The organism is Blautia luti (genome assembly GCF_013304735.1).
Taxonomy (GTDB): domain Bacteria; phylum Bacillota; class Clostridia; order Lachnospirales; family Lachnospiraceae; genus Blautia_A.
In genome coordinates, this window is record NZ_JAAITI010000015.1 from 19312 (window position 1) to 44577 (window position 25266).

A 25266-nucleotide genomic window follows, 5' to 3' on the forward strand; every position below is an offset into this window, starting at 1 on the left:
TAACAAGATAAAGTGGTGGATCGTTACACTTTAAAGAAATAAAAACATCAACAGAATCTGAATGTCCGCTTTAATAACTATTCTCTTCAGTCAGGGATACGAAATTTTTCGGAGAGATCCCGTAATATTTCCGGAAACAGAAAATCCGCATAAAGAAGCTACATTTTGAATGGAAGGGCTGTCTTCCAGAAGAAACTGTCTGGCTTTTTTCATGCGGCAGACATTGATATATGAGGTAAGTGTAACTCCGGATTCCTGACTGAATACAGTAGAGAGATGCTGGGGATTGACAAAAAAATGGGAAGCAATGGTTTCAAGACGAAGATCCGGCTGATTAAAATTCAGACAGATATATTCCTGAACCTGGGATACAAGAGCTGACTTCCGCGGATTTTTTTCATCAGCAAGAGAATCCAGAACTGCCTTGCAGGTAGACTGGAGCAGTTGTTTTAACTGCAGGGCACTCTGGCAGTTCTGGTAAGTATTCAGGGCGTTTTCCAGAAGAGGAAAAAGCGTTTCACGCTGACTGCACTCCGTGATAAAACCGTCAAGTACAGTAAGAAAAGCAGCAGCTACACTCCAGGTCTGCCGGATATGGATTTTTTTGGTGATGATATCGTTGAAATATTCATCAATATATTTACAGAGAGCCGGTGAATTTTGCTGGCGCAGAAAGATCAGGATATCATTATAAACCAGAGGCTTTAATGTAAAATCACCGGAATGGGACTGGGGCGTGAAATAAAGAAATCCGGAAGAAGACGCAGTTCTGTTATGAAAAACAGAAAGAGCCTCTTCATAGGAATAGCGGATTCCTTCCACGCCTTCATGAGGTGTTCCACAGCAGAAAAAAGTGGAAATCTGTGCGATATTATCATATATCCCGGCAAGTCTGAGACAGGATTGTTCCAGATCGGTAAAAGAAAAATCAGAGCTTTTTTCCATGATGATATACTGTCTCATCTGAGAATAGTCAATGTAAATAAGCTCTTTGCACACAGGCTGTAAGATTTCCCTGCATATATTTTCCAGGATGGTGTGGAGCAGAGAAAAATCACCTTTTTCATCCCATATTTCCGGATTGGCATTGTGGATCTCCATAAGAATGGTAAGATAATCGGAAGTTTTATGAACCGGAATTTTTTCCAGATCATCCGGGGAAATGGTTGTTCCACTGATCACTTTCTGGAAGAAATTAAGCTGCATTTGTCGTGTATACAGATCGCGGAACTGAAAATAATTATTCACATAACTGTTTCTGGAATTTTCCTGATCGATCTCGTCACTTACTTTCTGGAGTGTCTCCATAAGCTCCCGGTGATCCAGTGGCTTCAGGAGGTATCCGCGGACCTGAAGAGAGATGGCTTTTTTGGCATAGTCAAAATCTTCGTATCCTGTGGAAAGGATGAATCTGGTATGACAGTCTGTTCCAAGAGCTGCAATCATATCCAGACCGCTCATAACCGGCATGGATATATCCACAAGGGCAATATCGGGTTTGACATTTTCAATAAGCTGGATTCCGGCCTGTCCGTTATTAGCTTCCCCTGCAATGTTATAAATGTTTTGTTTTTCAAGAAAATTGATCAGAGATTTTCTGAAAAAAATTTCATCGTCAATAATTACGAGTGTTTTCAATTTATATTTCCCCCTCAATCAGATTTTTTTGTCAGGTATTACTATGGTTACAGTGGTTCCCTTTTCAGGTGAACTTTCGATGGTGAGTCCGTAATTCTCACCGTAGAGAAGAGCAATCCTGTGGTTGATACTTGGAAGCCCGAAAGAATGTCGGGCAGTTTTGAAGTCTCTGATAGAACGGTTAAGTTCGGCAAGTTTTTCCGGCGGGATACCGGAACCATTATCAGAAACAGAAATACAGATGGTACCATTTCTGATAGAAACATTTAAGTGAATATGGCATATCTGGCTGGTAAGTCCGTGGACAAAAATATTTTCCACAACAGGCTGTATGGTCAGCTTGGGTATCTCTGCCCCATGATCCTCCCAGGACGGCTCATAGGTGATCTCGTAATCAACAAAATCCATATACCGCAGATTCTGGATATAAAGATACTGTTCTGTAAGAAGCAGCTCCTGGCGCAGAGGAATGATAAACTGTCCCTTTGAAAGAGAGTTTCTGTAGAAAGATGACATGGAAGACACTGCTTTTACTGCAGTATCATTCATGTCAAGTTCTATGAGAGACTTGATGGTGTTTAAAGTATTATAAAGAAAATGGGGATTGATCTGGGACTGTAAAAGACGTACTTCCATTTTCTGTTTGGCATTTTGTTCCTCATAGATATCGTTAAGTAATGTCTGGATCTTCTGCATCATAAGGTTAAACTGGTTATAGAGAACTGCAAGTTCATCATTTGAAGAGTAACTGGCAGAAATATTCAGCTTTCCGGCAGACGCAGATTTCATTTTTTCTACAAGTTTCTGTATAGGTGCGGTGACAGTACCTGTACATAATATGGAAAAAAATACAGATAAAATAAACACTACAATGCTGATCAGAAGAATGTTGTGCAGGATCACCATATGATCCAGAGTCAGGCTTTCCAGAGGAATCAGGTTGATCACATTCCAGTTCAGGTCAGGATAGGATTTGCAGATAAAAAGAGTGTCAGTGCCGTCTACGGAAAAAAACTGCCTGTCGGTTTCTGTCAGGGTTTTATAATTCTCTGAACTGATTTTTGTATAGGATGAGAAGTCTTTATAAATACCTCCGGATGAAGAAGAGGAAAGTATCTGTCCATTTTCATCAGTAATATAGAAATCCCTGGAAGAGCTGTCCGGAAGGTCGCGGAATGCAGAGGAAATATTTGTTTCTCTGATCAGAAGGACCAGGGCGCCCAGATATTTGGTGTTATCAATGTTTGTAATACTTTTTAAGGCTACAAAGGTTGGCTCCCCACTTATCTGGAAGGGTCCGAGAAACTGAAAGGCCAGATTAGTCTGAAGGCTGTCAAGGACTTCGGGACCTAAAATGGAATCAAGCTGATCTGTTTCTGTGGTACTGCTGTGAAACCAGTGGTTTTCTGTATCCAGGATATCCCAGGCATAGATGTTTTTGTGAAGTCCGATGATACGCTGGGCCTGGTCTGTAAGCTCGGAATTTACCAGAAAATGTTCCAGTGTGTTTTCGGGAACTGTGGGATTTTCTTTTAAAACATCGGCGATATTGCTGTTGATGGAAAGGGTGATGGCATAGTTTGATATATTATCGATCTTTTCTCCAAGGTTGCTGGTGATCAGGGATAGCTGCTGCTGACTGGAAAGTGCGGCACGCTTGATCAGTACTTTTTTGGATGCAGTATAAAAAAACACGGAAGTAAGCATGAGTATCAGAGAACTGAGCAGCAGATATGTAATAAAAAGCCTGCGTTTCAGACTGATTCCTAAAAATAAGTGAAACACCTTTTTTTTCAGATTTTCTATCATGGAATCCCCCCTCTGGTTTTATTGGCTACATTATATAATAAGGGAAAAATTCTCACAAGTGTGGGGGAAAGATTGGAGAAAATATTCCAGGTACAGCGAAGATTTTCCATGTATTTTTCCGGACGGATTTAATATAATGGTCTCATCGATAAGGAAAGCGGAACAAAATATTCAATCCGGATGAATAGAAATGTACCAAAAGGAGGACGAAAATGAAATTAAAAAAAGTGATGGCTGCTACACTTGCCACAATGATGTGTCTCTCTTCATTCAGCATGATGAATGTGTGGGCAGATAAAAAAGAGGATTCCGAACCACTTGTGATCAATTATATCAGTGCCAGGGGCGAAACAGATGCGGCACTGAAAACATTGAAGAAGCTTGCAGAAGATTATAAAAAAGATCACCCGGATTTTGAATTCAATGTAGAGTCTATTGCAGACAGAGAAACATATCTTCAGAAGATCAAGATCCTTGCATCCAGCAATGAGCTGCCGGACTGGTTTGACGCAGATCCGGAGGCATTTTTTGAAGGACTTTGCAAAAAGGATCTGATCTACAGTGTGGATGACCTTTATGATGAACTGGGTATCAAAGACAAGTTCTTTGATATTGCACTGAATTATCCGAAACTCAGTGACGGAAGCAATTACCTTATGACCTGGCAGGGAAATGTAGAGTATTTCTGGTATCACAAAGACATGTTTGAAAAAGCCGGAATTACTGAAACACCTCAGACACTGGAAGACCTCCTGGATGTGTGCAAGAAGCTGAAAGATGCGGGAATGACCCCGATATCCGCAGGAAATTACGACATGATCATGCGTTATCCTGCATTTAAGGCTTTCAGACTGGAAGGAAATGACTTCATTGACAATGCAAGAATGGGAAAAGAAAAATTTAATTCTGAGACAGGTATCGCAACAGCCCAGTATACACAGGATATAGCCCAGTATTTCAGTGAAGGATGGACAAGTTCAGATACTACCGCACAGATGGATCTGTTTCTGAACAATGGTGCGGCAATGTTATACACCGGAACATGGGATACACCGGATCTTGTAGATGATGAGGGAAATCTTAAAGATGACATTTCCATGTTCAAGCTTCCTGTAGACAGCGAGGGAACCGCTACGGGAGAAAATGATTACTATGCGAATTGTGGAATCGGAACTGCCATTCTCAAGGATTCCATGAGTGATGAGATGAAAGATTTCATCAGTTATGTATGGGATAATTTTGCTGATACGGCAATGTATGAGTTCAATATGCTTCCATCCATGATGCCAAGTGACCCGGAGAAGCTGCCGGAGCTTACACAGCAGATTTTAAGCGATCTTGAGAACTGCGGCACTTTTGCCCAGTGCTGGGATGTTCGTCTGGATCCTTCTACAAACGAGGTTTACAGAAAAGAGTTGGCAAGCCTTGGAATGGGAGAATCAACACCTGAAGAGTTCTGTGAAAACATGGACAAAGCTGTAGAACAGTATGCATCTGATTATTTTGACACTGAAGAATAACTGAGAGAATACGCAGATGCGGAATTTTATCTGCATCTGCGTATGAAAGGGGAGAGGATATGAAGCCCAGAAATAAAATCCAGCCTTTACCGTTTGTTCTTCCTGCACTGTTCGTATATATTCTTACTGTTATCATCCCAATTCTGTGGTCAATGGGTTACAGCCTTTTTTCCTGGAATGGAATCGGTGATATGAAGTTTATCGGACTGGAAAATTATGTGAGGATGTTTCAGGATGAGACATTTCGTGAGGCTGTTGTAAATAATCTTAAATTTGTTGTATTGGGAAGTTTGTTCCAGTTATGTGCAGGACTGATCCTGGCAATTTTGCTTACACATATTTCCAAAGGTGGAAATATTCTGCGGGTTATTTATTTTATTCCATGTATCATTTCATCTATGGCGATCTGCCAGATTTTTTCCAAAATGCTTTCTGTCCAGCCCCAGGGCCTGGTTTGCTATGTGATGGAAAAACTGGGAATGGAACCTATCGCTTTGCTGGCAAATTCCCATACAGCGCTGATTACCATAACCCTGATCGATGGATATAAATACTGTGGTCTGTACATGATCATTTTTTATTCCGCATTTGTATCCATATCAAAGGATGTGATCGAGGCATCTACAATGGATGGCTGCAATGTTTTTCAACAGTATCGTTACATAAAGCTTCCACTGGTGAAAAATATATTCAGCATTGTCATTGTAATGCTTGTAAATGGTTGTCTGAAAACCTTTGATGTATTCTATATTCTTGACAATAAATCCAGATCAACAGAGATGGTGGCAACTTATATGTATAAAACCGCTTTTAATTCGGCTGACTTTGGCTATGGAAGTACATTGTCCGTTTTTCTGGTCATTGAATGTCTGGTAGCAGTAGGGATTATACAGAAATGCCTGGGATCGGCGAAAGGAGATGGGTCAGAATGATAAAATCAAGAAAAAATATACCTATTCGTGCTGTGTTCTATGTAGTGATCCTTATTTTTGTCATGATACAGGTCTACCCTATTTTCTGGGTTATCTGCTCCAGTCTGAAAACACCGGATGAAATGACATATACTGCACAGTATGCCCTGCCATCAGGATTTTATCTTGGAAACTATATCAGCGCACTGACGATCTCATCCATTCCAAGATATTTTCTTAACAGTACGGTTGTGGCAGTTCTCACACTTCTTGGCATCGTAGTCCTGGGATGCCCGGTTGCATTTGTGATCAGTAAGGTAAAGGTAAAATATGCCAATGCACTGATGGCATTTTTCCTGTTTGGAATGATGGTGCCTATTTTTTCCTGCCTTGTACCCATGTTCCAGATTTATAACAGGATCGGACTGAGAAATACATACTGGGCACTGGTGCTTCCGCAGATCGGGTTCGGACTTCCAATGTGTATCTATCTTTACACCGGATTTTTTAAATTTATGCCGGATTCTCTTCTGGAAGCGGCAGTTATTGACGGTGCCACAATGGGAACCACATTCCGCAAGATCGTGGTACCTATGGCTAAAAATACTACAATGACAGTTCTTACATACAATTTTGTTTTTGTATGGAATGAATTTACCTATGCCAATACGTTTATCTCATCTTCTGATATGAAAACTCTGCCAATTGGCCTGAATGACTTTGTGGGGCAGTTCGGAAGAGTGGACTGGGGAAGTACATTTGCGGCGATCGTAATATCGATCCTGCCTACACTGATCGTGTATTTTATTCTTAACAGGAACATAATCGAAGGTATGGCTGCAGGTGCGGTCAAGAGTTAGGAGGCTGAAATGGAAACAAGGATTGAATTGAAACAAGGATGGAAAATTTTGCAGGATGTTCATGATACAGGGGAAAAGATCGGGCTTTATGCTGCCAGGGAAGCAGATACTTCCGTAGGTTCCCAGGTGTCTGAATGGGAGGAACTGGAGGAACTGAAACATCTGCAGCTTATCTATGCCAGACAGCCATATTTCGGGCGTGAACTGAGATATTTCAATCAGGCACCCTGGTGGTACAAAACAGAGTTTGAAGTTCCGGATCAGAAAGTTACGGATGCTGTCCTTAAATTTACCAATGTGGATTATTATGGAAAAGTATGGCTTAACGGAGAATTTCTTGGAGAGCATGAAGGATATTCCGCTCCATTTTCCTTTAATGTAAAAGATAAGCTTGTTTTTGGAAAGAAAAATTATCTCATTGTAAAGGTAAGTTCTCCATGGGATGATGAGGTGGAGCTGGATGCACAGGATTCCAGAACCACCCTGGTAAAAAGAAATATGGTAAAAGGTACCTACGAACATTCTGATACATTTATCCAGAGAGATGTAAATCCTGTAGGAATCTACGGAAAAGTGGAACTGATCCTGACAGAAGAAGGTGTTCTGGAAGATCAGACAGATCTGAAGTATGAACTGGATCCAGATGGAAAGAAAGCAGACGTATATGTGGAAACTGAAGCGCGAGGTCTGAAATCCGGGGAGACATATGATTTTAATGTAAGGATCCGGGAAAAAGAGTCCGGTCTTATAAAGGCAGAAAAAACTGTTCAGATAATGGCAGAGAAAGCAGAGACAGGCTTTAAATGTGAGCTTAAAGTGGAAGATGTCAGACTGTGGTCCACATGGGATCATGGTTATCCCTGGATGTATCAGGCAGAACTTACGTTAAGCAGGGGAAAAGACATACTGAGCAGCAGAACAACGAATTTTGCTTTCCGGGACATTCAGATTGAGCGTAATGAAAAAATAACAAGATTCTGGCTTAATAACAGGAAGCTGTATATAAGAGGAACCTCTTATTTTCCGGATTGTTATATTTCCGCAATGACAAGGGAACGGTACCTGAGAGATCTTCTTAATGTAAAGGCGGCAGGTTTTAACCTGGTACGAGTACATGTCCACACAGAGCAGGAAGTTTTTTATGATCTGTGTGACGAGCTGGGAATTGCAGTTCTTCAGGATTCGGAGTACAATTGGACGCATCCTTCAACAGATGAATGGGCGCAGAGATTTGCAGATGTTTACAGAGAAAATGTGAAACTTCTGAAGCATCATCCGTCTCTGATCTGCTGGATCATTATGAATGAACCGGGATGTGTTGATCCGGATGGAAATGTGAGAAGGAGATTTATGGAGGAAAATCCGGGACCTGCTCTGTATAGGGAGGTACAGAAGATGGATCCGGGCAGACCGATCATCAAGGGTTCTTTCTGCGAAGATGATCCGCTTAGCGGGGACAGCCACAATTATCTGGGTTCTTTAAGCGGTGGAGAATATGCAGATATTTATGAGCAGACAGAAAAGCTGAATACAGAGTACGGATTTGATGCACCGGGCAGCAGTGAAAATCTGAAAACTGTTCCGGCGGTATATCATCGTCTGGAAAAACTGGTGGATGATATCCCGAAGATCCAGGAATATCAGTATAAGCTTCTGAAATATTATACAGAGCATTACAGGATCCAGAAATATGAACCTTGCTCAGGATATGTACAGTTTATGTTTATCGACCTGTGTCCTCAGAGCTTCTACGGTTTATATGACTGGTGGGGAATTCCCAAAAAGGGTCTTCAGGCTATACTGGAAAGCAACGCACCAGTGGGTGTTTTTGCAAAGCACAAAGACCATCTGGACAGTCTGTATATTGTAAATGATACAGATGGAGCTTTGGGAGAGTGTGAACTTACATGGATCATTACAGAAACATTGAACGGAGAACTGGTGGAAAAGGGAAGTGTTAAAGCAGAAGTTCCGGCAGACAGCCGTGTCATGGTAAAAACCTTTGAGAAAGAATACGGAAAAGGCAAGAAGTGGAACCTTACACTAATTCTTTCTGATAATAGCGGTAAATGTATGGCAAAGAATACCTATCAGGATATCTGTACTTTGCTTTCAAGAGTTGATGGGCATCCGGACCGTATGAGCCATGAGTTTGGAATGAGACTCTACTGGGCCTGAGCTATCTGCAGCTCACAGGCACTTTCATCCTTGACTTGTATCAAAAATCACAACATGTTATACTTTGTGTATAAAGGAAGATTTTCGGCGTGGAAGGAGCGATATTATATGCGTTTACAGAAAGTACAGGATGCTCTGAACAAAAAAAATATCAAATTCGAATACACAGAGGAAGATGGTTGTGGAAGTCTGGATTTCATGTTCCGTGGACTGAAATTCCATGTATGGGAATACGAGGACAACGGTTGGGGTGCCGAGACCAATATTTATGCGGCTGGAAGAAGTGAGGACATTGACGGAGATTATGAAGAGAAGATTTCTGCAGAGATTCTTTCCTGGCCGGATATGATCAATAACTGAATATAATAATATTGAATAAAGTGGCTGTAACTGAACGAATACGCTCAGTTACAGCTACTTTTTATCGGAGAAAAGTTTTCTGAAGAACTATAGCTGTACGTTCAGGTATTCACTGGGAAACATCTGACAGTTCTTTTTAAAAACCTTGCTGAAGTAATTTCCATTGCTGAAACCAAGATGCCAGGCAATGTCGTCGAGAGTTATATCCGTAGACTGCAGAAGCCGTTTCACCTCGGTGAGCTTTAACTGCATAGCATAGGAAAAAAGATTCTGACGTTTTTTTAAAACAATCTGGACAGATGCTCCTTACTTAGAAAAAAGATTCTGCAATATCGGCCAGGGAGATATTTTCCAGATAATGTGCATTGATATAATCAAAAACATCACTGATTACCCTACTGGTGAATGTAGAGCAGGGTTCGGGTGATGAAGCAGAATCGGAAGTCCCAGTTTTGCCTGCTTCACTTTCCAACTGAGAAATTGTGGCTGAAAGCGCATTGTTCAAATTCTGGGGATCAACAGGCTTCAGTATGTAATCAATAACACCAGCCTGGATCGCAAGTCTTGTATATTTGAAATCGCTGAATCCGCTGATCACACTGATTTTGCTGTCGATGTGAAGTTCTTCCGGCTTTTTTTAGAGCTGTATTCCGTCCATGACGGGCATTTTCATATCTGTGATAATAATGTCAGGATGCTCTTTGAGAATGATCTTCAGGCCATCTTCGGCATTATCTGCTTCCAGAAGATCACTGTTTGCTCGGATTTATCCCATGGTGTTTTGAACTTCCGGATAAGGGATATGAAGAAGCTTGGGAGCAGATTGTGAATCCGGAAGGTTTTGCCTCCCCCCCCCCTGTGGCCCTACAACTGCGGAACAGAGACATCCACGGTACGGAGGCAGATTATGAATGTCTGTGGAACGGCCCATCCTAGCCATTTTCAACGACACAGACACAGACAGCAATGGCAAATCTTCTGAAAGATTATCCGCAGACTTATGTGACAAATATGGTCTATCCGTAAGGTTTTTGGTTGTTACTGAAAAAGATTTCATGGTTCAGGATTCCACATCAGTGACATTGATCTCATCCTGGAATCCGTCCGTATAATGCAGCTCATAATCCTCTGTGATAAATACAGCCTGCACGCCTTTTTTCTCTGCAAATTTCAGCCCGTCTTTCAGGCCAAGGGCGAAACAGGTGGTGCTTAAGGCATCGCCGTTCACAGACTGGTCGGAGATGATCGTCACAGAAATCAGGCCGTTATCATAAGGATAGCCGGTTTGGGGATTCAGGATATGATGATATAATTTACCGCCCTGCTTAAAGCACCTCTCATAAATCCCAGAGGATACAACGGATTTTCCGGCGATATCCATAACAGCCTCTGTTTCATTGCGGTCTGCAAAAGGCTTCTGGATGCCGATCTTGAAGGGAGTGCCGTTGGGCTTTGAGCCGATGCAGAGGACGTTGCCGCCAAGGTTGATGATAGCACTGTTTACGCCTTTTTTTACCAGAAAATCTTTCAGGCGGTCTGCAATATAGCCTTTGGCAATGGCGCCTACATCGAACTGGATGTCATCAGAGGGAAGTGTGATATCCTGCCCGTCAATGGTGACGCCGTCGGAGCTGCACAGGGGGAGAACTTTCTGAATATCTGCATCATCCGGAGCCTTCGGGTCTTCTGCTGTGAAATCCCAGAGAGAGGTCAAAGGCGCAATGGCGATGTCAAAGGCACCGTCGGATTCCCTGGTGATATCGAGTCCTTCGGAAAGCAGAGCAGCAAGGTATTCGGATATATGCCATGTGTTTGTGGTGCCATTGACCTGGTAGGGAGTGGTCTGAGTTTCAATGGTTTGATTTGATACAGCGGAATCTGATATCCGGTGATTTAATTTATAAAGCTCGCTGTTCTCATTTGTCCGGCTGAAGATCAGCTCATACCTATCGCACAGTGCCAGACAGTCATCCAGGAGGGACTTATCCTGGGAATCGTAAATGGTGATCTGTATGGCTGTGTTCAATTTGATGCTGCTGATGCTGATAGGCTCCTTCTCGGTGGCAGTGCTGGTGCCAGTGGTATTCTGGCAGCCTGTGAAAAGGAGCATTGGACAGACAAGAACTGTGCACAATATTAAATAGAAGAAACGGGAATGTGAGCGGCTTCTTTTGGAATGAAAAAAATAAGTTGACATAATATTCTCCTGTTTTCTGATTGACTGACTTAACTGAAGAGCATTTATTTGATGCAAATCTATGTAGTACATGTGGATGGGGTTATTCACTTAACCGGATCAAGCAGCGACGCGGATTGCGGATATACGCTTGACCGACATCGGACAGATTTATGAAATCTCATTATACCATGTATTTCTGAAATCAGAAAGGCATATGCCTGTCGCAAAAATCATTGTATTTTGCAATAATATAAGATATAATTTCTCCGAAAAAAGGACATATTTGCTATGGATCCGAATGATTGACCGGAATTTTTACAGATAAAAGGAGAAATTTTTCATGATAAAAGTAATTGCAAGTGATATGGATGGCACACTTCTTGGTGATGACCATAGAATCGCACCGGAAACCCTTGCGGCGGTCAGGCGTGCCTGCGATGCGGGAATCCGCTTTATGGTTGCCACCGGTCGGAATTTCCCCGGTGCCATGGAGGAACTGAAGGGAACAGAGCTGACCTGTGATTATGTGGTGAGCAGCGGTGCTGAAGTACGGAATCCGCAGCAGGAGGTTGTAAAGAGTACACCGATCTCTATTGAGCTGTGTGAGGAGGTCTACAATACGGCAAAAAAATACCCGGTATCTGTAGCATTTTTTACGGATCGCTATGATTACCGTATTGGAACAAAGAAGGAAATTGAAGACGGAATCATTCAGCAGATCCGTCTTTTCAATATGGACATAGATACCAGCGAGGAGATTGTACGGAAATCCCCGCAGTACCGCAGAATCGCCGGAAACACGAAAGGGATTTCCGATATCCGTTCCCTGGAGAGCAGCGGTGCGCCGATATATAAGATCTTCATTTTTGCGGCAGATGTGGAGCAGCTGGAGAAACTCAGCGATGAGCTGAAAGAAAATCCAGCCGTTGCAGTGGCTTCTTCCTTTATATATAATCAGGAGATTACAGCAGTAGAGGCGCAGAAAGGCCCGGTGCTGAAAGAATATATCGAGTCTCTGGGTTATACCATGGATGAGGTGATGGTCCTTGGTGACAGCCTTAATGATTATTCCATGATCTCCATGGATTTCGGCGCAACCGTTGCAATGGAAAATGCAGTTCCGGAGATCAAAAAGGCAGCAAAATACATCACAAAGAGCAACAATGAGTTTGGTGTGGCCTATGCTATCGATCAGGTTTTGGAACGCCAGGGAAAATAGTTTTTCCCCCTTTTGAAAAAGTGTCATATATATTATAATGTAGAAAGATGAATACAGAAAAGCGAAAGGCTTGCATTCCGGTGTATGAAGCAGAGTGGAATGAGAAGTTTCGCTTTACAAAAAACACAGACAAAGAGAGGAAATCACGATGGAAAAAATGAAAAATGTTTATATTATGGATCACCCGCTGATCAAACACAAAATTTCAATGCTCCGTGATAAAAATACAGGAACAAACGAGTTCCGTAAACTGGTGGAGGAAATCGGAATCCTGATGGGATATGAGGCGCTTCGTGATCTTCCTACAGAGGAAGTGGAAATCGAGACACCGATAGAAACCTGTAAGACACCGATGATCTCAGGTAAGAAGCTGGCAGTGATCCCGGTCCTCCGTGCAGGACTTGGAATGGTAAACAGCATTCTCACACTGGTACCGTCTGCAAAGGTCGGACATGTGGGACTTTACCGTGATCCGGTAACACATGAGCCCCATGAGTATTACTGTAAGCTTCCTGAATCTATTGACGAGCGTATTTCAGTGATCGTTGATCCGATGCTTGCAACCGGCGGTTCTGCCGAAGCTGCCATTGATTTTGTCAAGAAACAGGGCGGAAAGAATATCAAGTTTATGTGCATCATCGCAGCTCCTGAGGGACTGAAACGTCTCCATGAGGCACATCCGGATGTACAGATCTACTGTGGTTCCCTTGACAGAGAGCTCAATGAAAACGCTTACATCTGCCCGGGACTTGGAGATGCCGGAGACCGTATTTTTGGTACTAAATAATTTTGAAAAAATCTTAAAAAATACTTGACACACCCGGCACTGTTATGGTATTGTACCTAAGAACGCTGCCGAAGACAGTAGGTGCCGTAAGGCATAAGGATTAAAACGCCTACCGAGGTCCAAGTATTCTGAGTTAAGATTACACAAGGCCTTATTGCGAAGCAGTAAGGTCTTTTTTTTAAACAGATTGACTTATTGCGACGGCGGTATACAAAATCTATAAGGAGGTGTACCATTTCATGGCAAAAGTAGAACTGAAACAACCAATCGTAGAAGAGATCTCTAACAGCATTAAAGACGCACAGTCTGTTGTACTTGTAAACTACAGCGGTCTTACAGTTGAGCAGGATACAATTCTTCGTAAAGAGTTAAGAGAAGCTGGTGTTCAGTACAAGGTATATAAAAATACCATGATGCGTCGTGCATTCGAGGGTACAGCATTTGAGAGCCTCAGTGATCATTTACATGGCACAAATGCGATCGCTATCTCCGAGACAGACGCAACTGCTCCGGCAAGAATCCTTGCTAAATATGCAAAACAGTTCCCGGCACTGGAGCTGATCGCAGGTGTAGTTGAAGGTAACTACAATGATCAGGCCGGAATTCAGGCACTGTCCACAATTCCTTCAAGAGAGGAACTTCTTGGAAAACTGCTTGGAAGTATGCAGTCTCCGATCGCAAACTTCGCTCGTGTGCTTAATCAGATCGCAGAGCAGAATGGCGGAGCTGACGCAGCAGCTGCTGAGTAATCCCAGCAACGTGCAATTGGCGGCATAACGACCGCATGATTATTAATTAAAATTTATAAATGGAGGGAAATTAAAATGGCAAAATTAACAACAGAAGAATTTATTGCAGCAATCAAAGAATTATCTGTATTAGAGTTAAATGACCTTGTAAAAGCTTGTGAGGAAGAGTTCGGCGTTTCCGCAGCAGCAGGTGTTGTTGTAGCAGCAGCAGGTGCAGCAGGCGAGGCAGCTGAGGAGAAAGATGAGTTTGACGTAGAGCTTACAGAGGTTGGCGCTAACAAAGTTAAAGTTATCAAAGTTGTTCGTGAGGTTACAGGTCTTGGACTTAAAGAGGCTAAAGCTATCGTTGATGGTGCTCCGAAGGTTGTTAAAGAGGGCGCTTCCAAAGCTGAGGCTGAGGACATCAAAACTAAACTTGAGGCTGAGGGAGCTAAGGTTACACTTAAATAATCCAATCAGATCAGAAGTTTTAAAGGCTGTTGTGTCTGCCGGTTTACCGGCGGCACGGCAGCTTTTTTTTGCGCCAAAGTCAGATGACATTCCAGGTGGAGAATCTGTGATATACCTTGCTTTTTACGGTTAAAGAGGTGATAATAAAATAAGAAGGAATGCAAGGAGGAGAAATATGAACAGAAAAATTGCTGCCTGTTTTCTGGCAGGAATTCTGAGTATAACAGCGGTTCCGGTTCCGGCAGCAGCACAAGAGGCGGTTTCCGGAAAAAATGTGTCAGAAGAACCGCTGGACGCAATTCGAGCACAGGAAATTGCAATGGAAAAACAGGAAGAACTTGAGGAAGAGGAAAATATGCCGGCAGAGGAACCGGATCCGTTGGTGTTGGATGAGGACGGAAAAGTGGTTCCGGCGTCTGCGGCTTCCTGGACAGAAGAAACACAGGAACCAGAAAATGCTAAAACAGCAGACGCGGCATTGCCGGATGATTTTTCTGACGGAAATCCTGATGGAAATACAGAGGAAATTTCCGATGCTCCGACGGATGGTGACAAACCGGAAACAGAAGAGGAATCTCTGGAGACAGAAGAGGAAGGCACCGGTACACTGTCTGAGAATGATGAAGGTACAGAACTGGTTCCGGAGCAGAACGCCATGGAGGATACCCAGGATGAAATTCAGCTGGAAGATGGGGCAGAAAATGTAACAGAAGGGGAGAACACCACAGGTGAACTTTCGGATAATGCAGAGGAGGAAACATTTACTTCTGAGGAAGCGGACAGATTCTCAGATGGAAGTGCCTCCGAAGGGGAACTTGGAACTTATCAGACAGTGACACTGGAAATTGAAGACGGACAGGATATCACGGCTCCGTTAAATACCTTGTTTCTGCAGCTGAAAGAACAGGTGTCAGACGAAACTCCCTGTAAAATTATAATTCCACCGGGAAATTATAAACTCACAGGAACACTGTGTATGTACAGCAATATGTACCTGTATGCAAAAGGCGCAACAATTACAAAAACATCACCGACCAAACATCTGATTCTTCGACTTGGAAATACAAAAGAATCAGAAGGGGAATATGAAGGCTACCGAAATGTTATCATTGATGGTGGAACCTGGGATTTTAATTATCAGTGCGTGGCAGAAAAAGATGAACCAGGTGGATTTGTGGGATTCTGTATCGGACATGCCACCAATGTCACCATCAAAAACGCAACATTCCTGAATAATCTGAAATCTCATTTTCTGGAGTTCGGCGGAGTAAAAAATGCCAAGATTACCGGATGTACATTTCACGGGTATTATAAGAATTATGTAAAAGGCGGACAGGAATGCATTCAGATTGACTGTTGTACAGATGAAGATAATGTTTTTCCACAGTATATGCCATACGATGGAAGCACCTGCGAGGATTTTGTTATTGATGGAAATGTGTTTGAGGACGTTTTTGCAGGGGTGGGAACCCATAGCATGATGGCAGGAAAAACATATAAACGGATTACCGTTACCAACAACACCTTCCATAATGTAAAAAAACGATGCATAGAATTTCTGAATTATGAAGATTCCACAGCAGAAAACAATACCATGGTAAATGTAGGGCTTGGGGTGGAAGTCTCAGCTGTGAATAAGAAAAATACACATTTGACACAGGGATACAGTGGAGAACCGGATGCGAAGAAGAACAGAAATATCCGGGTAGCAGGAAACTATGTCAGCCTTGCAAAGACTTCCAGCATCGGAGGCATTGCGTGGATCTGCAGTGGCGTTAAAGTTATAGGTTATAATATGAAGAATTCGGGAGAAGTGATTCCGGAAGGAATATATCCGGTAAAGGGAGTAACTGTAAAAGATAATCAGATTTCCGGATATGGAAACGGTATCAGTATTACTCTTGCAGATACGGATACCGTGACGGATAATCAGGTAAAAATGAAAAAAACTTCCGCATATTCCAATCTTGGTATTTATGCGGAAGATTCCAGAGGAAGCATTATCAAAAGGAATCAGGTTTCCGGAACTGCAAATACAGGAATTTATATGAAAGATTCTTCCTATGCGGCAGGATCAAAACAGAAAAATCTGATAAGCGGAAATACGGTTGCATCACCGGGAGGAGATGGAATTTATCTGCAGTCTGTAAATGCAACCTCCACAGCAGAAAAAAACACATCAAAATCCACGACTGGCTCCGGAATTCGTGTGAAATCCGGAAAAAATATCAGTGTTCTTAATAATTCCTGTTCTTCAAATAAAGAACATGGTGTCAAAATTGAATATGCACAAGGTGGCATCCGTGTAAAAAGTAACCGCCTTGTTTCCAACGGAAAGAGCGGAATTCTGCTGTGGAAATCAAAAGCAACAGAAGTTTCCGGAAATACTGTTGCAAAAAATAAAGGAAATGGTATTTACGGATATGGTTCTGTGATATCGGCTATGAAGTCCAATGCTTTCAGCGGAAACGGAAAAACGCAGGCAGTATATATGAAGGGCTGTAAAGGCTGGACCAATATTGACCGTCCTTCCTGCAAAAAAATCACAGCACAGAGCACATCCGTAACAGGAAGCGCGGCCGGCGGCCAGAATGTTATTGTTTATGCACAGAGATCCGGAAAAAGCATACGTCTGGGCTATGCAGCTGTAAATAAGAAGAAACAGTTTACAGTAAAAATAAAAAAACAGAAAAAGAACACTGTGCTGAAAATTGTATCAAAAGATAAATATGCAAACACAGTAACTGTGAATTATACTGTGAAATAAATAAAAGCTTCTGTTCCACACATCGTATGTATAAAAGGAACAGAAGCTTTTTTTGAAAAAATGTAAAAAAATTCGAAAAAAGTGCTTGACACGCTTTTTTTCTTATGTTAAAGTGGAGGATGCTATATTATGGCTAGATATGCCTGCCTAAAGGTCAGGCGGGATCATGTTGTAATAAATAATAAAAAAACAGGGGTGAAACGTCAATGGAAAAAAACAGAATTCGTTCTGTAAAAACTGGAAAAAGCATGCGTATGAGCTACCAGAGACAAAAAGAAGTCCTGGAAATGCCAAACCTGATCGAAGTTCAGAAAGATTCCTACCAGTGGTTTCTTGACGAAGGTTTAAAAGAAGTATTCGATGATATTTCTCCGATCGCAGATTACGGCGGAAAGCTCAGTCTGGAATTCATCGATTTCACATATGATGAAAAAGATGCAAAATATTCCATCGAGCAGTGTAAAGAACGTGACGTGACTTATGCCGCACCTTTGAAGGTTCGAGTAAGGCTGATCAATAAGGAAACAGAAGAGATCAACGAACACGAGATTTTCATGGGAGATTTACCGCTGATGACTGCAACAGGTACCTTTGTTATTAATGGTGCTGAGCGTGTTATTGTCAGCCAGTTAGTACGTTCCCCTGGAATCTACTACGCAATCGCTCATGATAAACTTGGTAAGAGACTGTTTTCCAGTACCGTAATTCCGAACAGAGGTGCATGGCTGGAGTACGAGACAGATTCAAATGATGTATTTTATGTACGTGTAGACAGAACAAGAAAGGTTCCGATTACTGTTCTGATCCGTGCACTGGGCATTGGAACCAATGCTGAGATCATTGATCTGTTTGGTGAAGAGCCGAAGATCCTTGCTAGCTTTACAAAGGATACCTCCACAAACTACCAGGAAGGTCTCCTTGAGCTGTATAAGAAAATCCGTCCGGGCGAGCCGCTTGCAGTAGAGAGCGCAGAGAGCCTGATCATGGCAATGTTCTTCGATCCGAGAAGATATGACCTTGCCAAAGTTGGACGTTACAAATTTAATAAGAAACTTCATTTCAACAAGCGTATCGTAGGCCACAAGCTTTCTCAGGATGTTGTAGACACAACAACAGGTGAGATTCTTGCAGAGGCTGAGACTCTTGTTACAAGAGAGCTTGCTGATACTCTTCAGAATTCCGCAGTTCCGTATGTATGGATTCAGGGTGAGGAGAGAGAGATTAAAGTCCTTTCCAGCCTTATGGTTGATATCCGTCATTATCTTCCGGAGCTTGAGGATCCGAAGTCCCTGGGTGTTACAGAGTTAGTATACTACCCGGTACTCGAAAAAATTCTGGAAGAAAATGACACATTTGAGGACAGATGTGAGGCAATCAAACGTGATATCCACGACCTGATTCCGAAGCACATCACCAAGGAAGATATCCTTGCGTCCATCAACTACAATATGCATCTGGAGTATGGCCTTGGAAACGATGATGATATCGACCACTTGGGCAACCGTCGTATCCGTGCTGTCGGTGAGCTGCTTCAGAACCAGTACCGCATCGGTCTTTCCAGACTTGAGCGTGTGGTACGTGAGAGAATGACAACACAGGATGCAGAGAGCATTTCTCCGCAGTCCCTGATCAATATCAAACCGGTAACTGCAGCAGTGAAAGAGTTCTTCGGATCTTCCCAGCTGTCACAGTTCATGGACCAGAACAACCCGCTTGGAGAGCTGACTCACAAGAGAAGACTTTCCGCACTGGGACCTGGCGGTCTGTCACGAGACAGAGCCGGATTCGAGGTTCGAGACGTACATTATTCCCATTACGGAAGAATGTGCCCGATCGAGACTCCTGAGGGACCGAACATCGGTCTTATCAACTCCCTTGCATCTTATGCAAGAATCAATCAGTACGGTTTCGTAGAGGCACCGTACAGAAAGATCGACAAAACAGATCCTTCCAACCCGCGTGTAACAGATGAAGTTGTATACATGACAGCGGACGAGGAAGATAATTACCATGTAGCACAGGCGAATGAGCCTCTGGACGAAGAGGGACACTTCCTTCATAAGAATGTTTCCGGTCGTTACCGTGAGGAGACTCAGGAGTACGAGCAGCACATGTTTGATTACATGGACGTATCTCCGCGAATGGTATTCTCCGTTGCTACAGCCCTGATTCCGTTCCTGCAGAACGATGATGCGAACCGTGCGCTGATGGGATCCAACATGCAGCGTCAGGCCGTTCCGCTTCTTACAACAGAGGCTCCGGTTGTTGGTACAGGTATGGAGACCAAGACAGCCGTTGACTCCGGTGTATGTGTTGTTGCGAAAAAAGCAGGTACTGTACTTCGTTCCACATCTACAGATATCACCATCAAGAATGATGACGGAACAAAAGATGATTACCATCTGACCAAATTCATGCGAAGCAACCAGAGTAACTGCTACAACCAGAGACCGATCGTGTTCCAGGGTGAGCATGTTGAGGCAGGACAGGTTATCGCAGATGGCCCATCCACATCTAATGGTGAGCTTGCACTTGGTAAGAACCCGCTGATCGGATTTATGACCTGGGAAGGTTATAACTACGAGGATGCCGTTCTGCTTAGCGAGAGACTGGTACAGAATGATGTTTATACATCTGTCCATATCGAGGAATATGAGGCAGAATCCCGTGATACCAAGCTGGGACCGGAAGAGATCACACGTGATGTTCCGGGTGTCGGCGATGATGCTCTGAAAGATCTGGATGAGCGTGGTATCATCCGTATCGGTGCTGAGGTACGTGCCGGTGATATCCTTGTTGGTAAGGTTACTCCTAAGGGAGAGACAGAGCTTACTGCTGAGGAGCGTCTCCTTCGTGCCATCTTCGGTGAGAAGGCAAGAGAGGTACGTGATACTTCCCTTAAAGTACCGCACGGTGAATATGGTATTATCGTAGATGCCAAGGTATTTACAAGAGAGAACGGCGACGAGCTGAGCCCTGGAGTAAATCAGGCAGTACGTATTTATATTGCACAGAAGAGAAAGATCTCCGTTGGTGATAAGATGGCTGGTCGTCATGGTAACAAGGGTGTCGTTTCCCGTGTACTTCCAGTTGAGGATATGCCATTCCTTCCGAACGGACGTCCGCTCGATATCGTGCTGAACCCTCTGGGTGTACCTTCCCGAATGAATATCGGACAGGTCCTGGAGATCCACTTAAGCCTTGCTGCCAAAGCACTTGGCTTCAACATTGCAACACCAGTATTCGATGGCGCCAACGAGGTTGATATCCAGGATACTCTGGAGCTTGCCAACGATTACGTTAATACGGAAGACTTTGAGGAATTCCGTGAGAAATATAAAGATATCCTTGCACCGGATGTTATGCAGTACCTTGATGAGAACAAAGCTCACAGAGCACTCTGGAAGGGCGTTCCTATTTCCAGAGATGGTAAGGTAAGACTTCGTGACGGACGTACAGGTGAGTATTTCGACAGCCCTGTAACCATCGGTCACATGCACTACCTGAAACTGCATCATCTGGTAGATGATAAGATCCATGCACGTTCCACAGGTCCATACTCCCTGGTAACACAGCAGCCTCTGGGTGGTAAAGCTCAGTTCGGTGGACAGCGTTTCGGAGAGATGGAGGTTTGGGCACTGGAGGCATATGGTGCTTCCTACACACTGCAGGAGATCCTGACAGTGAAGTCTGATGATGTGATCGGACGTGTTAAGACCTATGAAGCAATCATCAAAGGTGATAACATTCCTGAGCCAGGTATTCCTGAGTCCTTTAAGGTACTTCTTAAAGAGCTTCAGTCTCTTGGTCTGGATGTACGTGTACTCAGCGAGGACGGAGAGGAAGTTCACATCATGGAGACTTCTGATTACGGAGATACTGATCTTCGTCACGTCATCGAGGGAGATTCCAGAGGACGCAGAGATGAGGAGTCCTTCGGTAAACACGGCTATACCAAGCAGGAGTTCAGCGGAGAAGAACTTGTCAATGTAGAAGAAGATGAAGACATTGAAGAAGACGAGGACATGATCGAGTTTGAAGAGTCCTTTGATGATGAGGAATAAGAAAGGGGAAAGAATACATGGCAGAAACAACGAACGCCAATGAAACATATCAGCCAATGACTTTCGATGCCATCAAGATTGGACTGGCGTCCCCTGAGAAGATCAGAGAGTGGTCACACGGTGAGGTTTTAAAACCTGAAACAATCAACTACAGAACCTTGAAACCTGAAAAGGACGGTCTTTTCTGCGAAAGAATTTTTGGACCGAGCAAGGACTGGGAGTGCCACTGTGGAAAGTACAAAAAAATTCGCTATAAAGGCGTTGTCTGCGACAGATGTGGTGTTGAAGTAACCAAATCTGCCGTTCGTAGAGAGCGTATGGGACACATCGAGCTTGCAGCTCCGGTGTCTCATATCTGGTACTTCAAAGGAATTCCGTCCCGTATGGGTCTGATCCTTGACATTTCTCCGAGAACACTGGAGAAAGTGCTTTACTTTGCAAACTATATCGTTCTGGATCCTGCTGATTCCGGACTTATGTACAAACAGGTACTCACCGAGCGTGAGTACCAGGAAGCACGTGAGTCTTATGGAGAGGGATTCCGTGTAGGTATGGGTGCCGAGTCCATCATGGAGCTTCTGAAAGCGATCGATCTTGAGAAAGATTCTGTAGAGCTGAAAGCAGAGCTTCAGGATGCAACAGGCCAGAAACGTGCAAGAATCATCAAACGTCTTGAGGTTGTGGAGTCCTTCCGTGAGTCCGGCAACCGTCCTGAGTGGATGATCATGACCGTTATCCCGGTTATCCCGCCAGATCTTCGTCCTATGGTACAGCTGGACGGAGGACGTTTTGCAACATCTGACCTGAATGATCTTTACAGAAGAATCATCAACAGAAACAACCGTCTGAAAAGACTTCTGGAGCTTGGTGCTCCGGATATCATTGTCCGCAACGAGAAGCGTATGCTGCAGGAGGCTGTAGATGCCCTGATCGATAACGGACGCCGTGGACGTCCTGTAACAGGCCCTGGAAACAGAGCTCTGAAATCCCTTTCCGATATGCTGAAAGGTAAATCCGGACGTTTCCGTCAGAACCTTCTTGGTAAACGAGTTGACTATTCCGGACGTTCTGTAATCGTCGTAGGACCGGAGCTGAAGATTTATCAGTGTGGTCTTCCGAAAGAGATGGCTATCGAGCTGTTCAAACCTTTCGTTATGAAAGAGCTTGTTGCCAACGGAACTTCCCACAACATCAAAAATGCCAAGAAAATGGTAGAGAAACTTGAGCCAGCAGTATGGGATGTCCTCGAGGACGTCATTAAGGAGCATCCGGTTATGCTGAACCGTGCACCTACACTGCATCGTCTGGGTATCCAGGCGTTCGAGCCGATCCTTGTAGAAGGTAAGGCAATCAAGCTTCATCCACTTGTTTGTACCGCGTTCAACGCTGACTTCGATGGTGACCAGATGGCCGTACATCTTCCGCTTTCTCAGGAAGCACAGGCAGAGTGCCGTTTCCTTCTGTTATCACCGAACAACCTTCTGAAACCGTCAGATGGTGGTCCTGTAGCCGTTCCTTCACAGGATATGGTCCTTGGTATCTACTACCTGACTCAGGAGAGACCTGGAAACAAGGGTGAGGGTAAGTTCTTCAAGAGTGTCAACGAGGCAATTCTTGCATACGAGAACAAAGTCATCACACTTCAGACCAAGATCATTGTACGTTGCCATAAGACAATGCCGGATGGCACTGTGTTAAGCGGCAATGTTCATTCCACACTTGGACGTTTCCTGTTCAACGAGATCATTCCACAGGACCTTGGATTTGTAGACAGAAGCGTACCTGGAAACGAACTGCTTCTTGAGGTTGACTTCCTTGTAGGTAAGAAACAGCTGAAGCAGATCCTTGAAAAAGTTATCAATACTCACGGTGCAACAAGAACAGCTGAGGTACTTGACTCCGTTAAGGCTATGGGTTACAAATACTCCACACGTGCAGCCATGACCGTATCCATTTCCGATATGACCGTGCCGCCACAGAAGCCGGAGATGATCAAACAGGCTCAGGATACTGTTGACCGTATTACAAAGAACTACAAACGTGGTCTTATCACAGAGGAAGAGCGTTACAAAGAGGTTGTTGATACCTGGAAGAAGACGGATGATGAGCTTACAAAAGCACTTCTTACCGGTCTTGATAAGTACAACAACATCTTCATGATGGCTGACTCCGGAGCCCGTGGTTCCGATAAGCAGATCAAACAGCTTGCCGGAATGCGAGGACTGATGGCTGATACAACCGGTCATACAATCGAGCTCCCGATCAAGTCAAACTTCCGTGAAGGTCTTGACGTACTGGAGTACTTCATGTCCGCTCATGGAGCACGTAAAGGTCTTTCCGATACCGCTCTTCGTACAGCCGATTCCGGATACCTGACAAGACGACTTGTTGACGTATCCCAGGATCTGATCGTTCGTGAGGCAGACTGCTGTGAGAACAGAGCAGAGATCTCCGGTATGGAAGTTCGTGGATTCATGGACGGAAAAGAAGAGATCGAGAGCCTTCAGGAGCGTATCACAGGACGTTTCTCCTGTGAGACAGTTAAGAATAAAGACGGAGAAATCCTTGTTAAAGCAAACCACATGATCACACCGAAGCGTGCAGCCCGTATCATGAAAGAGGGCGTAAGCAACGTGACAGGCGGACCGATCGACAGACTGAAGATCCGTACCATCCTTTCCTGTAAGTGCAAGGTTGGTGTCTGCGCGAAATGTTATGGTGCGAACATGGCTACCGGTGAGCCGGTACAGGTTGGTGAGTCCGTTGGTATCATCGCAGCACAGTCTATCGGTGAGCCAGGTACACAGCTGACCATGCGTACGTTCCATACCGGTGGTGTTGCCGGTGGAGATATCACACAGGGTCTTCCTCGTGTCGAGGAGCTTTTTGAGGCAAGAAAGCCGAAGGGTCTTGCGATCATCACAGAGATCCCAGGTGTTGCCACAATCAACGACACTAAGAAGAAACGTGAGATCATTGTAAATGATCCGGAGACAGGTGATTCCAAGACTTACCTGATCCCATACGGTTCCCGTATCAAAGTCCTTGACGGACAGGTTCTTGAGGCCGGCGATGAGCTGACAGAAGGTAGTGTAAATCCGCATGATATCCTGAGAATTAAGGGTGTTCGTGCAGTTCAGGATTACATGATCCGCGAGGTTCAGCGTGTATATCGTCTGCAGGGTGTTGAGATCAACGATAAGCATATCGAGGTTATCGTTCATCAGATGCTGAAGAAGATCCGTATCGAGGATAACGGAGATACAGAGTTCCTGCCAGGAACACTTGTTGATGTCCTTGATGTTGAGGAAGTTAACGAGAAACTTGAGGCAGAGGGCAAACAGCCGGCAGAGGGCAAACAGGTTATGCTTGGTATTACCAAGGCATCCCTTGCTACAAACTCCTTCCTGTCAGCAGCATCCTTCCAGGAGACAACAAAAGTCCTGACAGAGGCTGCAATCAAAGGTAAGGTCGATCCACTGATCGGTCTGAAAGAGAACGTTATCATTGGTAAGCTGATTCCTGCAGGTACAGGTATGAAGCGTTACAGTGAGATCAGTCTTGATACAGGAATGCCGGAAGTAAAAACAGCTTCCGAGGAGCCTGAGGATACAGAGGAAATTTCCGTAGAGGAAGAGAAGACTGAGACTGCTCCGGAGGAAGAGACCGTTGCTGTTGAAGAGACAGCAGAGGAAACTGCACCGGTAGAAGAATAAGTCAATATACCTTGCTAATATAAATAAATCTCCCCCCGGAAATCCGGAGGGAGATTTCT

At 44.0% G+C, this 25266-nt stretch carries 19 protein-coding genes and 1 other annotated feature; of the genes, 13 read left to right on the forward strand and 6 right to left on the reverse strand.

What is annotated here, in order from left to right; translation table 11 throughout:
- Positions 1–90: 90 nt before the first annotated feature.
- Positions 91–1638, reverse strand: coding sequence for a response regulator transcription factor (locus G5B06_RS09655; protein WP_173771879.1), 1548 nt, complete (start codon positions 1636–1638; stop codon positions 91–93).
- 18 nt (positions 1639–1656) lie between these two features.
- The gene (locus tag G5B06_RS09660; protein WP_021976597.1) at positions 1657–3447 is read right to left on the reverse strand and encodes a sensor histidine kinase; all 1791 of its coding nucleotides are present in this window, start codon (positions 3445–3447) and stop codon (positions 1657–1659) included.
- Between the two features lie 212 nt (positions 3448–3659).
- On the opposite strand from G5B06_RS09660, the gene G5B06_RS09665 reads away from it, so the two are divergent.
- From G5B06_RS09665 to G5B06_RS09685, 5 genes are all read left to right on the forward strand, one after another.
- Positions 3660–4967, forward strand: coding sequence for an ABC transporter substrate-binding protein (locus tag G5B06_RS09665; RefSeq protein WP_138276969.1), 1308 nt, complete (start codon positions 3660–3662; stop codon positions 4965–4967).
- A gap of 59 nt (positions 4968–5026) precedes the next feature.
- A complete protein-coding gene (locus tag G5B06_RS09670; RefSeq protein ID WP_015526310.1) occupies positions 5027–5899 on the forward strand; it encodes a carbohydrate ABC transporter permease in 873 nt (290 codons plus the stop codon).
- Positions 5896–6738, forward strand: a complete 843-nt coding sequence (locus G5B06_RS09675) for a carbohydrate ABC transporter permease (protein ID WP_021976595.1) — start codon at positions 5896–5898, stop codon at positions 6736–6738. The genes G5B06_RS09670 and G5B06_RS09675 overlap by 4 nt, the downstream gene beginning before the upstream one ends.
- A gap of 9 nt (positions 6739–6747) precedes the next feature.
- On the forward strand, positions 6748–8916 hold the full coding sequence (locus tag G5B06_RS09680; RefSeq protein WP_173762955.1) for a glycoside hydrolase family 2 protein: 2169 nt from the start codon (positions 6748–6750) through the stop codon (positions 8914–8916).
- A 108-nt stretch (positions 8917–9024) separates the two neighbouring features.
- Complete coding sequence (locus G5B06_RS09685) at positions 9025–9276, forward strand: hypothetical protein (RefSeq protein ID WP_044961921.1); 252 nt, start codon at positions 9025–9027, stop codon at positions 9274–9276.
- Between the two features lie 87 nt (positions 9277–9363).
- Here G5B06_RS09685 and G5B06_RS19615 read toward each other — a convergent pair whose 3' ends face one another.
- Genes G5B06_RS19615 through G5B06_RS19795 form a run of 3 tightly spaced genes read right to left on the reverse strand, consistent with a single transcriptional unit; the run spans position 9364 to position 10042 of the window.
- The gene (locus G5B06_RS19615; protein ID WP_227945655.1) at positions 9364–9567 is read right to left on the reverse strand and encodes a helix-turn-helix domain-containing protein; all 204 of its coding nucleotides are present in this window, start codon (positions 9565–9567) and stop codon (positions 9364–9366) included.
- Positions 9568–9586: 19 nt separating this feature from the next.
- Positions 9587–9874 carry a hypothetical protein gene (locus G5B06_RS09695; RefSeq protein WP_173762956.1) on the reverse strand — a complete coding sequence of 96 codons (288 nt, stop codon included), beginning with the start codon at positions 9872–9874 and terminating at the stop codon, positions 9587–9589.
- A gap of 39 nt (positions 9875–9913) precedes the next feature.
- Positions 9914–10042: a response regulator gene (locus tag G5B06_RS19795; protein WP_084449174.1), complete on the reverse strand. Its 129-nt coding sequence runs from the start codon at positions 10040–10042 to the stop codon at positions 9914–9916.
- Between G5B06_RS19795 and G5B06_RS19800 the strand changes: the two genes are divergently transcribed.
- Positions 10033–10212, forward strand: a complete 180-nt coding sequence (locus tag G5B06_RS19800) for an MGH1-like glycoside hydrolase domain-containing protein (protein ID WP_370816593.1) — start codon at positions 10033–10035, stop codon at positions 10210–10212. The two genes, G5B06_RS19795 and G5B06_RS19800, sit on opposite strands and share 10 nt — an antisense overlap.
- A 124-nt stretch (positions 10213–10336) precedes the next feature.
- On the opposite strand, the gene G5B06_RS09705 is transcribed toward G5B06_RS19800, so the two are convergent.
- Positions 10337–11473, reverse strand: a complete 1137-nt coding sequence (locus G5B06_RS09705; protein WP_173762957.1) for an FAD:protein FMN transferase — start codon at positions 11471–11473, stop codon at positions 10337–10339.
- Between the two features lie 322 nt (positions 11474–11795).
- Here G5B06_RS09705 and G5B06_RS09710 point away from each other — a divergent pair, with 322 nt between their 5' ends.
- The 7 genes from G5B06_RS09710 (at position 11796) to rpoC (ending at position 25207) form a co-directional block, all read left to right on the forward strand.
- Entirely contained in the window at positions 11796–12674 is an 879-nt protein-coding gene (locus G5B06_RS09710) for a Cof-type HAD-IIB family hydrolase (protein WP_092069709.1), read from the forward strand.
- A gap of 157 nt (positions 12675–12831) precedes the next feature.
- A complete protein-coding gene (gene upp, locus G5B06_RS09715; protein ID WP_044961929.1) occupies positions 12832–13461 on the forward strand; it encodes a uracil phosphoribosyltransferase in 630 nt (209 codons plus the stop codon).
- Between the two features lie 50 nt (positions 13462–13511).
- Positions 13512–13648 (forward strand) — a sequence feature (ribosomal protein L10 leader region).
- Between the two features lie 52 nt (positions 13649–13700).
- Positions 13701–14210 carry a 50S ribosomal protein L10 gene (gene rplJ, locus G5B06_RS09720; RefSeq protein ID WP_021652200.1) on the forward strand — a complete coding sequence of 170 codons (510 nt, stop codon included), beginning with the start codon at positions 13701–13703 and terminating at the stop codon, positions 14208–14210.
- A 75-nt stretch (positions 14211–14285) separates the two neighbouring features.
- Positions 14286–14660 carry a 50S ribosomal protein L7/L12 gene (rplL, locus tag G5B06_RS09725; RefSeq protein ID WP_015526302.1) on the forward strand — a complete coding sequence of 125 codons (375 nt, stop codon included), beginning with the start codon at positions 14286–14288 and terminating at the stop codon, positions 14658–14660.
- A gap of 175 nt (positions 14661–14835) precedes the next feature.
- Positions 14836–17427, forward strand: coding sequence for a right-handed parallel beta-helix repeat-containing protein (locus G5B06_RS09730; protein WP_173771881.1), 2592 nt, complete (start codon positions 14836–14838; stop codon positions 17425–17427).
- Positions 17428–17633: 206 nt separating this feature from the next.
- A complete protein-coding gene (locus G5B06_RS09735; protein WP_148446295.1) occupies positions 17634–21491 on the forward strand; it encodes a DNA-directed RNA polymerase subunit beta in 3858 nt (1285 codons plus the stop codon).
- Between the two features lie 17 nt (positions 21492–21508).
- On the forward strand, positions 21509–25207 hold the full coding sequence (gene rpoC / locus G5B06_RS09740) for a DNA-directed RNA polymerase subunit beta' (protein WP_173771884.1): 3699 nt from the start codon (positions 21509–21511) through the stop codon (positions 25205–25207).
- Positions 25208–25266 lie beyond the last annotated feature (59 nt).